The following is a 12975-nucleotide window of genomic DNA, read 5'->3' as shown; positions in this document are numbered from 1 at the left end:
CCAATGAGTCCTTAATCAAGCTTATCGGTCCAAAGAAAAACTCCCAAAAATCACTTTAAACTGAGCTCTCCGGGATCAGACGGTCAACCCCCCCCATATAGGGCCTCAAGGCCTCCGGGATGATGACACTTCCGTCGGATTGCTGATAATTTTCTAAAATGGCCACCACGGTTCGCCCTACGGCCAAACCAGAGCCGTTTAAGGTGTGGACAAATCGGGGTTTGGCCTTCTTGCCGGCAGGACGAAAGCGGATGCCCGCCCGGCGAGCCTGATAATCTTCAAAATTACTGCAGGAAGAGATCTCGCAAAAACGATTCTGCCCTGGGAGCCAAACCTCAATGTCATAGGTTTTGCTGGCCGCAAAACCTAAATCTCCTGTGCAAAGAATGACTACCCGGTAAGGAAGTCCTAGGAGCTGAAGGACTTCTTCGGCATCAAGGAGTAAGGATTCCAGTTCCTCATAGGAGTGATCAGGGTGAGCAAACTTGACCAGTTCGACCTTGTTGAACTGATGCTGGCGAACAATTCCTCGGACATCACGCCCATGGGAGCCGGCCTCTGCCCGAAAGCAAGGGGTATAGGCCGTATAACAGAGGGGCAGGACTTCTTCGGGGAGGATCTCATCGCGGTGGAGATTGGTCACCGGGACCTCAGCCGTAGGGACCAGATAATAATCCCAGCCCTCCAGCTTAAAGAGATCCTCGGCAAACTTGGGTAACTGGCCGGTCCCCCGCATGGAGTCCGCATTGACGATAAACGGAGGCAGGATCTCACGGTAGCCATGGCGGCTGATGTGGAGATCGAGCATAAAGTTTATCAAGGCTCGCTCTAGCCTGGCTCCAGCCCCTCGGTAGACCACGAACCGGGAACCAGTGATCTTGGCTGCCCTTTCAAAATCCAGGATCCCAAGAGCCTCTCCGATTTCCCAATGAGGTTTGGGCTCGAAGTCAGGGCGGGTGATATCTCCCCAACGCTTGACCACTTGGTTGTCCTCTTCGCCTTTGCCTGGAGGTACGGATTCATGAGGAAGATTGGGAATAGAGAGGAGAAGGTCTTCAAGACCCCTTTCTACCTGGGCGAGTTCCTCTTCCAGGGCCTTCATCCGGCCGGCCATCTCCTTTGCCTGAGCAACCAAATCCGGGGCCTCTTGGCCCTGTCTTTTGGCCCGGCCTACGGCCTGGGAGAGTTCGTTCCTTCTGGCCCGTAGGGCCTCAAGTTCCTTGAGGATTTCCCGCCGTCGGCGATCAAGGCTGACAACTTCCTCTACAGGATAGTCTTCTCCGCGCAGAGCTAATCGCTCTTTAACAGAGTCAGGATTCTCCCTGATAAAACGCAGATCAAGCACGGCGTCCTCCTTAAAATGAAATAGTTTTTGGACCCTTTGAGGATCCTGACCAGATGAAGAGAATTAGGCCTCTTTAAAAACTGTTAGCTGATCCTTCCATGACATTGTTTTCCCTTCAAGCCAGATTTTCTTGAAAAAGTGGTCAATTCCTTGACAGGAAAAGAAGAGCTATTATAGAGTTCCAATCTATAAAACTTCAAGCGCAGAATCTTCCACATACAATGCCAACCAGCCTTTTGATGACCGAAAAAGAGATGTCTCGAGCCATACTTCGAATGGCCCATCAGATTATTGAGCGCAACAAAGGCAGTAAGGACTTGGTCCTCATAGGCATTCGTACTGGGGGCGTCCCACTGGCGGCCCGCCTCCAGGAGAGGATTCAGGAGATCGAAGGCCGGAAGATCCCCTTGGGCATACTGGACATCACCCTTTACCGAGACGACTGGAGTCTGGCTGTCCAGCAACCTGTTGTCCGGGAGACCAAAATTCCCTTCCCTGTAGATGACAAGACAGTCATTCTCGTCGATGATGTTATCTTTACGGGCCGGACTGTCCGGGCCGCCCTGGATGCCCTTACTGATTTGGGGCGTCCGAGGAAGATAGAACTGGCCGTCCTTGTTGATCGAGGCCATCGTGAACTTCCTATCCAGCCTGATTATGTTGGCCTTACAGTGACTACGCTTCCCAACGAACACGTCAATGTTCGCCTCCGCGAGATAGATGGCCAGGATGAAGTCATTTTAGAAAGGCCTTCTTGATGATCTGCCATGCCCCGACTGAGAGAGATATCGCTGGTTGGCAAACTGCGGACCAAGTGGCTGGGCAAAAGAATCCTTTTCTTTAAAGAGCTTCCTACCACCCAAGATGTCGGTCAACGCCTTCTTAAGTACGGTGAGCTTTCGGGGACCGTCATCTGGGCTGATCGCCAGACATCCGGACGAGGACGCCTAGGACGTCATTGGTTTTCTCCCTCTAATCGGGGTCTCTATATCTCCCTGATTCTAAGAGATGTCGGCCAGGAGAAGCTTCCCCGGTATGCTCTGGCCACTGCCTTAGGGGTGGCCCGGGCCATTGAGGCCCTGGTGGGGCTTCCGGTCCATCTTAAGTGGCCCAACGATATTCTTCTAAACGGTCGCAAGCTGGTAGGGATCCTGGTAGAGGCTGGGGAGGGGGGGGCGGTAGTGGGCATAGGGGTTAATGTCTCTCAGAGACGACAGGAGTTACCAGAGGAGATCAGGGATCGGGCCACCTCCATCCTTGAGGCTACGGGGCTTAAGCTCTCTCGGGCCCGGCTCTTGCGCCAAATCCTTGAGGCTCTAGAGCCTCTTTATGAGGGGCTTTCCGGGGGATGCTGGCCGGAGATCTTGGCCGAATGGCGCCAAAGAGATATCACTTACGGAGCTCGGGTGATCCTTATCTCCGGCGGCAGGCCTCACAAGGGGATTGCCCTTGGTCCTGATGACGAGGGATTCCTGATCTTTAGGGAAAGCCCCGATCGGCTTCGACGTCTTCACTCTGGGGAGATTGTCCTCTGGGAGGCCTATGCCCGACGTTAAGCCCAGGATCCTAATTACCATGGGTTGTCCGGCCGGGGTGGGACCAGAGATTGTTCTCAAGGCTTTAGCCTATCGGGAGGTCTACCGCTGGTGTTGTCCGGAAATCGTGGGAGACCGGGGTGTCCTTGAGGAGACGGCCAGGAAACTGGAGCTTCCGGTACCTGGGGTTCCTATCCATAGCTTGACCAATCTCCGCCAGATAATCCCTGGACAGCCTTCGGCTGAGACTGGCCAAGCAAGCTATAACTATATTTGCTGGGCGGTAGAGGCCTGTCTTAAGGGGAGAGCCCAGGGGATGGTTACAGCCCCCATAAGCAAGTGGGCCTTGAGTTTAGCTGGCATCAAGGAGCCCGGCCACACAGAGATTCTGGCCCGCATAACCGGGGCTGACCGTTTTGCCATGATGATGGCCGGAGAGAAGCTTCGGATCGTATTGGCAACGATCCATCTTCCCCTCTCTCAGGTGGCCAGAAAACTTAAAGTGGAAAAGATCCTGGAGACCATTCTTCTGGCGGATGAGGCCTTAAGGAGAGATCTCGCTTTTATTGAGCCCCGTATTGCCGTGGCCGCTCTTAACCCCCATGCCGGGGAGGGAGGTCTTTTTGGGGATGAGGAATCTAGGCTGATTGAGCCAGCTATCTTTCTTGCCAGGGACAGGGGCGTTAAGGTCTCGGGTCCTCATCCGGCTGACAGTCTTTTTTATCAGGCTGCTCGGGGGGCTTTTGATCTAGTGGTGGCCATGTATCATGACCAGGGCCTTATCCCCTTTAAACTCCTTCACTTCCGTGATGGAGTCAACATGACCATTGGGCTCCCCATTGTCCGCACCTCAGTGGACCACGGGACAGCTTATGACATTGCCGGCACAGGTCGGGCCGATCCTTCTAGCCTGTTGGCGGCTATAAGGCTGGCATCGGTAGCAGCTCAAAACCGGAAAAGAGCTCCTTCTTATGGATAAAATCCGCCTTTATCGGGTCAGACATCACAATCTGAAAGGCTTTGATCTTGAAATTCCCCGTCAGGGACTGACGGTGATCTGTGGTCCTTCGGGCTCCGGTAAATCTACCTTGGCTGTAGATATCCTCTATGCGGAGGGAAGGCGGCGGTATCTTGAGGCCCTCAACCTCTCTCAGGTAAGCGAGTTTAGAGAACTTGAGGCCCCGGATATAGAAGGGCTTGAAGGGATCCCCGCTCCGGTAGTAGTTACCCAGGGGGCTCCTGGGGCTAGCCGACGCTCCACAGTGGGTACAGTAAGCGGTCTCTATGATCTTTTGAGACACCTTTTTGCCTGGGCGGCGACAGCTCACTGTCTCTCCTGCGGCCATCCTTTGGAGAAGATGACCCTCGATGAGATTGTCTCCGAAGTGATGGCCCTTCCTGAAGGAAGCCGTTTGGAGATCTTGGCCCCGATGATGATCTCTGGAGACATAAGGGAGCTGGCCAAAAGGCTTCTAAGAGAGGGATTCCTTAGGATCCGGCTAGGTGAGGAACTGATCGATCTCTCAGAAGGTCTTCCGAAAGGGCCTTGTCTCCAGGAGATTCGAGTAGTTATTGATCGTCTAATTATTAAAGAGGGTATCAGGGGGCGCTTAGCGGATTCTGTTCGCTTGGCCCTGGAGCTCTCTCAAGGTTTTGTAGAGATCTGGCCTCGCGGCGAGGTTCCCCTTCGCTTTAGCCTCAGATGGCTCTGCCCTCGCTGTCGCTCCCCGTTTCCAGAGGTCATCCCGGCTCTTTTTTCTTTTAATCAGCCCTATGGGGCTTGCCCCCAATGCCAAGGGTTGGGTGAGGTGGCAGGGGAGACCTGTTCGGGATGTCAGGGAAGAAGGCTTTCGGCGGCAGCCCTATCTGTTTACCTGGCCGGAAAAGATATTGCCCACTGGTCCGGAAGGCCTTTAGAGGTCCTCGGGGCAGAATTGGAGCAGGCTGTTTTGGGGGTTCGGGGAAGGGTCCGCCGGGAGGTGGCCAAGCGGCTGGTGGAGGTTCTCAAGAGACGTATCACCCCTCTGGTTTCTGTGGGCCTGGGACATTTGAGTCTTTTTTCCTCCCTTGCCCTCCTCTCTCGGGGAGAAGCCGGCCGCCTTAAGATTGCCTCAGCCCTGGGGCAAGGCCTGACGGGGATCCTCTTCGTCCTTGATGAGCCGACCGTTGGGCTCTCTTCCAAAGAACAAGAAAAACTTCTCTCTCTCCTCAAAGGCCTTAAGGAGGCCGGGAACACCTTAGTAATAGTAGAGCATGAGTTATCCTTTATTCAGGCAGCAGATTGGGTGGTAGAGCTCGGGCCTGGGGCTGGCCCTCAAGGGGGACACCTCCTTTACTCTGGCCCCCCTCAGGGGCTTGTGGAAGAAAAGGTCTCGCCCACGGGTGATATCCTACGCAAAGGCCTCTGCTACCCCAAGGCCCCCTCTGTCGTCTTTAGGGGAAAGGTGTCCTTCAAAGGGCTTAAAAAAGCAAACCTTCGTTTGCTTGAGCTCTCAATCCCCCTGGGGTTGATGACTGCCGTAATTGGCCCTTCGGGATCAGGAAAGACAACCCTCCTTGAGGTCATCCTTGAAAAACTTGAGCGGGGGGACTATCAGGGCCCCCCTGATCTTAGGGCTATCATAGTAGATCAGGCCTTGCCAGAGGCCGGCAGGGCCTCCTTTCCAGTTACTTATATTGGGGCCTTCGATGAGATAAGGCGTCTTTTTGCCCAGACGCCAGAGGCCCGGATGAGAGGCTATCGGCCAGGACACTTTAGCCTCTCTGTTAAGGGAGGACGCTGTGAGGCCTGTCGGGGGTTAGGCTACCAGGAGATAGGGCTGACCTTTATGCCGGCCATACGTCTTGTTTGCGGGGTCTGTCAGGGGCGGCGTTTTGGTCGAGAGATCCTGGAGATTCGCTATCGAGGTCTCAACATAGCTGAGGTTCTGGATCTTACGGTCACAGAGGCCTTGGCCTTCTTCGGTCGCATTCCTGCCGTCTGTGATCGGCTTCGTCTTCTAGAGCGGGTAGGCCTAGGGTATCTACAGCTAGGCCAGCCCCTGGTGAGCCTTTCGGGAGGAGAAAGGCAGCGTCTCAAACTGGCTCGGTATCTGGTCAGGTCTGGGCCCCAGATGATTTTCCTCCTTGATGAACCCAGTGCCGGGCTTCATCCTCAGGATTTGGTTCCCCTAATTCGGGTCTTCTGGGAGCTCCTAGAGGCTGGGGCCAGTATTGTTATTGCTGAGCACGATCAATTCCTGGTGGAACAGGCCCATTATGTCGTCGAACTTGGACCAGGAGCCGGAGAGGAGGGGGGCAGATTGGTCGGAGTCAGATTTCAACGGCCGGTTTGAGAGGCCAACATATCTAAAAAGAGGCTCAGGTCGACATTTTCCACCTGGATATCTTCGGGGAGCTGGAGGGTAATGGGGGCAAAGTTAAGGATGCCTTTTATACCGGCCTGGATGAGTTCTTCGGCTACCTCCTGAGCAGCCTCGGCCGGGGTGGTAATGACGGCCAGTTCTACCTGGTGTTGGTGGACGATATAGCCCATTTGTTCTCGGGGATAAATCATTACCCGATTTACTATCCGGCCGATCCGTTCCGGACGACTATCAAAGGCGGCCACAAAACGGTAAAGGCTGTGGTTGGCCCCCCAATGTTTAAGCAGAGCCGATCCCAGACGCCCGACACCGACCAACACGAGATGGCGTTCTCGGCTGAGACCGAGAATCTTTTCAAGCTCACCGAGGAGGTCCTCTACTTGATAACCAACGCCCTTGATACCAAAGTGGCCAAAATAGGCCAGATCCTTTCTTATTTGGGCCGGAGAGACTCCACAGGCCCGGGCCAAGTGCTCAGAGGAGACTATCTGTTCCCCCTCAGCTACCAGGCGTCGAAGTTCCCTGGCATAGAGGCAGAGGCGGTAGAGGGTTATCTTGGAAATATAGAGCCGTCTTAGGACCATAAACAAAAAGGCTGCAGAACTCTTTAAAAGCCCTGCAGCCTTATTTTAGGCAGGAAGACCTTATCTAGCCAAGCCCTAAAGTGCTCAGGAACTTGGGGAGGACCGGATTGGCATAAAGAAGGATGAGGGCCACAACCAGGGCGTAGATGGTCAGCGACTCAATGAGAGCCAGACCAAGAATCATGGTCACGGTGATCTTACCGCCGACCTCGGGATTGCGGGCAATGCCTTCAGTAGCACCCCGGATGCCGTGCCCCATACCGACTCCACAACCACAACCAGCTAGGCCAACTCCCAGACCAGCGCCAAGGCAGATGGCGGCAAAGAAACCAAAGCCAGTCCACATCTTCTCGGCACCCTCAGCGGCAAAAGCCATCGAAGAAAGAGCCAAGACAAAAAGAGCTGCTAAAGCCAGGGTCTTAAAACCTTTCATCTTTTATCTACCTCCCTTGAATCAATATTTTTTCTCCCACCGATGCTGAAAGGGACACTCCCAGCACCGGAGACACTCAAGAATTTAGTGGTGTTCCTCCACAGCTCCGGCAAAATAGGCCAGAGAGAGAACAATAAAGACCAACGCCTGGATAAAGCAGACCAAAACGCCAAGAACCATAACTGGCAGAGGGGCCAGGAAGGGCCCGGCCAGCATGACCAAAATTCCTAGAAGAATCTCCTTGGAAACCAGGTTGCCAAAGAGTCGGAAGGAGAGAGAAAGAATCCGGCCGATATGGCTAAAGATCTCAATGGGGATCATCATCGGAGCAATCCAGGGAATGGGCCCCATAAAGCTCTTAAGGTAACCCAGACCGTGGAACTTAAATCCAAGGAAGTGATAGTAGACAATAGTGATCAGGGTACAGCCCAAGGTCACATTGAGGTTGGCCGTAGGCGACATAAAACCCGGAATGAGACCAATTAGATTGGCCGTGAGGATGTAGAGGAAGAAGGTGGCAATAAGGGGAAAGGTCATCCGGAAGACCTCTTCATTGGGCAAGTTGTCTCGAGAAAAGTCCCTCAGGCCTTCAATAACAAACTCAAAGAAGTTCTGCTTCCCCTTGGGTATGAGTTCAAGCTTTGAGGTCCCCCACTTGGCCAGAATAATCAGCAGTATACAGGTAAAATAACTGTAAACCATGTAGGGGGCCAAAAGCTTGGCCAAAACCGTGTTGCCACCGTAGGCCGGAAGCCCCAGTTTGTCGAGGATGAGCGAGAGAAAGAGTATTGGGTGTTCCATCTGGTTACCCCTCCTTGGCTTTTAGGACTAGTCCCCGTGTGGCTTCAGAAAGGGCCACCGTGAGGATATTTATCACCACCACTGAAAGACCCAGCAAAAGGGCCAGCGGATGGGCAATCTTGCGCGAAATAAGAACATAAAGGATAAAAGCCGTAGCTATAAGGCGAAGGCCATACTTAAGATAGTAGGAGTTGGGCCTCTGGGCTCGGAGCTTAAGGACAAAGTGGCGGATGTCTCGATGAAGGGAGTGAAAGTTGAGATTACTGATTACCCCTCCCAGGAAAAGACCCAAGACAATTTCTCGAGGATAGGAGAGTAGCAATCCAGCTAGGGAAAAAGAGATGGTCAGCCCCCAGTTGGCCAGATGAAGGCGCCGGATAAAGCGTTCATTCATCTCTAAACGAAAAATCAATCCCGAAACCTCCTCCGGGTCATTACAAAAAGGTTTTTAAACCCCCCAATGGCTCCCAAGACCAAAAAAATTGTCGTCAGCCAGGGGTAGGTCCGTCCATCAAAGACCTTGTTGTCTAAAAAATAGCCAAAGGCCAGGCCAGCCAGAATAGAGCCAATAACAGCTATCCCTATTCCCAGGGCCTCGCCCAAAAGCCCGAACATCCAGCGAAAAGTTCCGGGCTCCTTTTTCTTGGGGATGGTTTTCTCCTCCCATCATCTCTTCTCCAAGACTAACCACCCATAGCACAGGCAAACTTACTGAGTCAATATTCATTTTGACAACCATTGAAGGCCGAGTTTTTGAAAATTTTCATTTATTAGTAGAAAGTTCCTTCAAGACCTTGGCTGCGGCCTCAAGACTATGTTCGATCTCTTGTTCTCCATGGGCCAGAGAAACGAAAGCTGCCTCGAACTGAGATGGAGCCAGATATATCCCCTCGGCCAACATGGCCCGCCAGTAGCGGCCGTAAAGTTCGGTATCAGAGGTGGCGGCTGTGGCAAAGTCAACCACCTCGTTTTCCGTAAAAAAGAGGGTCATCATCGAACCCACTCGGTTCATCTGGACTGGAAGCTCAAGGCCTTTGAGGATCTCGGATAGCCCTTCGGAAAGGGCCTGAGCCCGGGACTCAAGGGCCTCATAGGTTCCTGGCCTAGAGAGAACCTTTAAGGTGGCCAGGCCGGCCGCTGTGGCTAGAGGGTTACCCGAAAGGGTGCCGGCTTGATACACTGGCCCTTCAGGGGCTATGTGATTCATAATCTCTCTGCGGCCGCCATAGGCCCCAACCGGCAGCCCCCCGCCAATAATCTTCCCTAGACAGGTAAGATCCGGCTCTATCCCATAGAGCTCCTGGGCCCCGCCGAGGGCAACCCGGAAACCGGTAATGACCTCATCAAAGATGAGGACAATACCCATCTCTTTTGTCCACTCCCTTAATCGGGGCAGGAAGTCCTCCCGGGGAGGAACAACCCCCATGTTTCCGGCCACAGGCTCGACAATGACGCAGGCGATCTCCTGGCCTTGCTCATCAAGAACCTTTCTCAGGGTCTTAAGATCGTTGTAGGGAATGGAAATTGTGTTGGCTACGATCTCCTTGGGCACCCCGGGGCTTCCGGGAATCCCTAAGGTGGCTACACCACTTCCGGCCTTAACCAGAAAAGAGTCGGCATGACCATGGTAGCAGCCGTCAAATTTGATGATCTTCTTACGTCCCGTGTAGCCTCGGGCTAGACGAACAGCACTCATAGTGGCCTCTGTGCCCGAGTTGACCAAGCGGACCATTTCTATGGAGGGTACAAACTTACAGATGAGCCTGGCCAGCTCTACCTCGCGCCAAGTAGGGGCCCCAAAGCTTGTCCCCTCAGCGGCAGCTTCATTGATGGCGGAGATGACCTCTGGATGGGCGTGTCCCAGAATGAGGGGGCCCCAGGAGGCGACATAATCTACGTATTCATGGCCATCAACATCCCAGATATAAGCTCCGGCCCCGCGGGCGATGAAGATCGGATCGGCCCCGACAGATTTGCAAGCCCTCACTGGGCTGTTGACCCCTCCGGGAATGAACTGGACTGCTTCTTGATAGAAGGCCTGAGAGAGTTTGTTTTCCATAGTTTCCTCCTCGGCTGTGGTCTTGAAATAGCGCCGGGTGCTTCTTTTAAATTCCCTTTCAGTGAAGAGAATCTCGTAAGTACTCACACCGGTCCTTCGGGCCATTTGGGCAATTAGACGAAGACAGGCCTCTTCATCTGGGCCGTGGACCATAGTGTAGAGATTATATGGCCAGAAGTCCGGGGCCCTACGGGCATAGCAGTGAGTTACTCCTTCAATGGCCGCCAGGAGGTTTCCGACCTCTTCTAGACGCTCCTCCGGCACCTGCCAAGCCACCATGGCGTTGGCTGGATACCCCGATCGGTCATGGCGGATGGTGGCCCCGAAGCGTCGGATGAGGCCCCGGTCTTGGAGGGATTGGAGACGCTTCAGGAATTGTTTTTCACTGATCCCGACTCTTTGAGCCAGGAGCCTAAAGGGCTGCTCCACCAAGGGGATATCCTCCTGGAGGAGGGCTAAAATCTTGATATCCAGAGGATCTAGATCTTTTGTAATCTTTTTCATATTTTCCCGAGGATCATAGCTATTCCCAAGATAATAAACAAGATGCCGGCCCCGGTCTTGATGAGATGAAGGGGGATGATTCGGCCGATGAGGCTACCCACAAGGACTCCAATGAGGCTTGAGAGCACCAGGGCCGTTGAGGCGGCCAAAAAAATAGTCCAGCGTCGGTGATCTGCAGCGCTCAAACTCATGGTGGCCAGCTGGGTTTTGTCACCCAGTTCGGCCAAGAATATGGCCACAAAGACCGAACAGAAAAGCCTAAAATCCATTGATTCCTCCTGCTTCTTCGATAGCTTCCCAGAGGCGACGGTCGGCCGGGGCCAGGTTTAGACGGCCGACCTCTCCTGGGGCTACCCAGGCCAAGCTCTGGCCTTCTAAGGCCTGAGGGCATCCTCGACGGATTCGGGCCAAAAAGCCGTAGAGCCTGATACGCCCTTCAGGATAATCATGATCAACCACAGAAAGGAGATCTTTAACTTCGATCTCTATCCCCAACTCTTCAGCGATCTCCCGAAAGAGTGCCGTCTCAAGGTCTTCTCCAGGTTCAAGCTTTCCTCCAGGAAACTCCCAGAGCCCTCCCCGGATCTTCCCCTCTGGGCGCCGGCAAAGGAGTAGGGTCCCTTTGGTCTCATTTAGGATAAGGGCGGCCACCACCTGAGTGCGCTTGATCATGGTCTGACATTCTGGCCGACCGCCATGACAAAATCAAGCAATCACTTAGGTAGATCTTGTTGCCTCTTGAAGAGAGGGTTGTTAAATTCTTCTATTTTAAAGAATGAGGGGAGAGATGGCTCGGGATAAGTGGCGTCGGCTGGAAGAGGCCCGTAAGATACTCGGTCTACCCCAGAAGACAACCATCTTAGAGATTAAAGAACACTATCGCCGGTTGAGTCTAGAGTCTCATCCGGATCGCCAGGGAAGTGTGGATCAGCAACAACGTCTAAACCAGGCCTATCGTCTCTTGATGGACTACTGTGAACGCTATCGGATAACTCTCGTCCCCAATGAAGATGGGGCCGATCCTGAGGATTGGTGGTTCCTTCATTTCGGTCAAGACCCCATTTGGAGTGGAGATAAAGGGAAGGAGTAGAGATGCTCATTGTCCAGAAATACGGCGGGACCTCGGTGGGAAATATTGAGCGAATTCGCAACGTGGCCCAAAGGGTGGCTCGATATAAAGACGAGGGTCATGACTTGGTTGTCGTCGTCTCCGCCATGGCCGGAGAGACGGACCGTCTCCTTTCTTTGGCCTGGGAGCTGACCTCCAATCCTGATCCCCGAGAGCTTGACGTTTTGGTCTCTACCGGAGAGCAGGTCTCGGTAGCCCTTCTGGCCATGGCCCTTAAGTCTATGGGCTATCAGGCTAGATCTTATCTGGGCCATCAGGTGAAGATCCATACGGATTCCCTTTTTGGCAAGGCTCGGATTACTGGAATTGACACTGAAAAGATCAGGGCTGATCTTGACCGAGGGGCCGTGGTCATTGTGGCCGGCTTCCAAGGGGTAACCGAAGAGGGAGATATTACTACCTTGGGGCGAGGCGGCTCGGATACCACCGCCGTGGCCCTGGCAGCTGCCCTTAAGGCCGATATATGTGAGATCTTTACCGATGTCGAAGGGGTTTTTACCGCCGATCCTCACATTGTCTCCAACGCCAGGAAGATCTCTAGGGTCTCCTATGAGGAGATGCTGGAGTTGGCCAGCCTAGGGGCCAAGGTTCTAGAGATTCGTTCTGTGGGCTTTGCCATGCGCTATGGGGTTCCTATTCACGTGCGCTCCAGTTTCTCTGAGGAGCCGGGGACCATGGTTGTTGAGGAGGAAGAAGAGATGGAAAAGGTGCTTGTCTCTGGGGTCACTTACAACCGTAACGAGGCCCGAATCACCCTCTATAGTGTTCCTGACAGGCCTGGGGTGGCGGCTAGCCTCTTTGGATCCCTTTCTCAGGCTGGCATTGTCGTTGACATGATCATCCAGAACGTCAAACGCAATGGGGCCTATACTGATCTGACCTTTACCGTGCCGCGGACGGACTATTCCCGGGCCATGGATATAGTCCAGAAGGTGGCCCAAGACATCGGTGCCGAGGGTGTCTCCGGGGAGACCGAGATCGCCAAGGTCTCCATTGTGGGGGTGGGGATGCGTACCCAACCTGGGGTGGCCAGTAAGATGTTTGAAACTCTAGCCCGATACGGGATTAACATCATGATGATCTCCACCTCCGAGATCAAGATTTCCTGTGTCATCGAAGAGAAGTTTACAGAGCTAGCTGTGCGGGCCCTTCATGATGCCTTTGGGCTTAGTGAAGAAAGTGTCCCTAGTGAAGAGGGCCGTCAGTAAAGATTTGCATTT

15 protein-coding genes are annotated in these 12975 nt (G+C 53.6%); 6 read left to right on the top strand and 9 right to left on the bottom strand.

What is annotated here, in order from left to right; genetic code table 11:
* Positions 1–55: 55 nt before the first annotated feature.
* Entirely contained in the window at positions 56–1345 is a 1290-nt protein-coding gene (serS, locus tag ACXJJX_RS01535) for a serine--tRNA ligase (protein WP_456431210.1), read from the bottom strand.
* 221 nt (positions 1346–1566) lie between these two features.
* Here serS and pyrR point away from each other — a divergent pair, with 221 nt between their 5' ends.
* Genes pyrR through ACXJJX_RS01515 form a run of 4 tightly spaced genes read left to right on the top strand, consistent with a single transcriptional unit; the run spans position 1567 to position 6215 of the window.
* On the top strand, positions 1567–2103 hold the full coding sequence (gene pyrR, locus ACXJJX_RS01530) for a bifunctional pyr operon transcriptional regulator/uracil phosphoribosyltransferase PyrR (protein WP_456431208.1): 537 nt from the start codon (positions 1567–1569) through the stop codon (positions 2101–2103).
* Positions 2104–2112: 9 nt separating this feature from the next.
* Positions 2113–2901, top strand: a complete 789-nt coding sequence (locus ACXJJX_RS01525) for a biotin--[acetyl-CoA-carboxylase] ligase (RefSeq protein WP_456431206.1) — start codon at positions 2113–2115, stop codon at positions 2899–2901.
* Positions 2888–3859, top strand: a complete 972-nt coding sequence (gene pdxA / locus ACXJJX_RS01520; RefSeq protein ID WP_456431204.1) for a 4-hydroxythreonine-4-phosphate dehydrogenase PdxA — start codon at positions 2888–2890, stop codon at positions 3857–3859. Before ACXJJX_RS01525 ends, pdxA begins: the two co-directional genes overlap by 14 nt.
* Entirely contained in the window at positions 3852–6215 is a 2364-nt protein-coding gene (locus ACXJJX_RS01515; RefSeq protein WP_456431202.1) for an excinuclease ABC subunit UvrA, read from the top strand. The genes pdxA and ACXJJX_RS01515 overlap by 8 nt, the downstream gene beginning before the upstream one ends.
* Here ACXJJX_RS01515 and ACXJJX_RS01510 read toward each other — a convergent pair.
* The 8 genes from ACXJJX_RS01510 to ACXJJX_RS01475 all read right to left on the bottom strand — a co-directional run bounded on the left by ACXJJX_RS01510 (position 6200) and on the right by ACXJJX_RS01475 (position 11298).
* Positions 6200–6829, bottom strand: a complete 630-nt coding sequence (locus tag ACXJJX_RS01510; protein ID WP_456431200.1) for a redox-sensing transcriptional repressor Rex — start codon at positions 6827–6829, stop codon at positions 6200–6202. The genes ACXJJX_RS01515 and ACXJJX_RS01510 overlap by 16 nt on opposite strands.
* A gap of 64 nt (positions 6830–6893) precedes the next feature.
* On the bottom strand, positions 6894–7262 hold the full coding sequence (gene atpE / locus ACXJJX_RS01505) for an ATP synthase F0 subunit C (RefSeq protein WP_456431198.1): 369 nt from the start codon (positions 7260–7262) through the stop codon (positions 6894–6896).
* Between the two features lie 84 nt (positions 7263–7346).
* The gene (gene atpB, locus ACXJJX_RS01500; RefSeq protein WP_456431196.1) at positions 7347–8063 is read right to left on the bottom strand and encodes a F0F1 ATP synthase subunit A; all 717 of its coding nucleotides are present in this window, start codon (positions 8061–8063) and stop codon (positions 7347–7349) included.
* Between the two features lie 4 nt (positions 8064–8067).
* Complete coding sequence (locus ACXJJX_RS01495) at positions 8068–8475, bottom strand: ATP synthase subunit I (protein ID WP_456431194.1); 408 nt, start codon at positions 8473–8475, stop codon at positions 8068–8070.
* Positions 8472–8678: an AtpZ/AtpI family protein gene (locus ACXJJX_RS01490; RefSeq protein WP_456431192.1), complete on the bottom strand. Its 207-nt coding sequence runs from the start codon at positions 8676–8678 to the stop codon at positions 8472–8474. Before ACXJJX_RS01490 ends, ACXJJX_RS01495 begins: the two co-directional genes overlap by 4 nt.
* Positions 8679–8826: 148 nt before the next feature.
* Complete coding sequence (gene hemL, locus ACXJJX_RS01485; protein WP_456431190.1) at positions 8827–10626, bottom strand: glutamate-1-semialdehyde 2,1-aminomutase; 1800 nt, start codon at positions 10624–10626, stop codon at positions 8827–8829.
* Positions 10623–10895: a TMEM165/GDT1 family protein gene (locus tag ACXJJX_RS01480; RefSeq protein ID WP_456431188.1), complete on the bottom strand. Its 273-nt coding sequence runs from the start codon at positions 10893–10895 to the stop codon at positions 10623–10625. Before ACXJJX_RS01480 ends, hemL begins: the two co-directional genes overlap by 4 nt.
* Positions 10885–11298, bottom strand: coding sequence for a (deoxy)nucleoside triphosphate pyrophosphohydrolase (locus tag ACXJJX_RS01475; protein WP_456431186.1), 414 nt, complete (start codon positions 11296–11298; stop codon positions 10885–10887). Before ACXJJX_RS01475 ends, ACXJJX_RS01480 begins: the two co-directional genes overlap by 11 nt.
* Positions 11299–11413: 115 nt before the next feature.
* Here ACXJJX_RS01475 and ACXJJX_RS01470 point away from each other — a divergent pair, with 115 nt between their 5' ends.
* Positions 11414–11716, top strand: coding sequence for a J domain-containing protein (locus ACXJJX_RS01470; RefSeq protein ID WP_456431184.1), 303 nt, complete (start codon positions 11414–11416; stop codon positions 11714–11716).
* A 2-nt stretch (positions 11717–11718) separates the two neighbouring features.
* Positions 11719–12963, top strand: coding sequence for an aspartate kinase (locus ACXJJX_RS01465; protein WP_456431182.1), 1245 nt, complete (start codon positions 11719–11721; stop codon positions 12961–12963).
* Positions 12964–12975: the final 12 nt, after the last annotated feature.

Source organism: Thermosulfuriphilus sp., assembly GCF_054026695.1.
The sequence above is the reverse complement of the archived record's forward strand: the minus strand, read 5'-3'. Positions and strand labels throughout refer to the sequence as shown.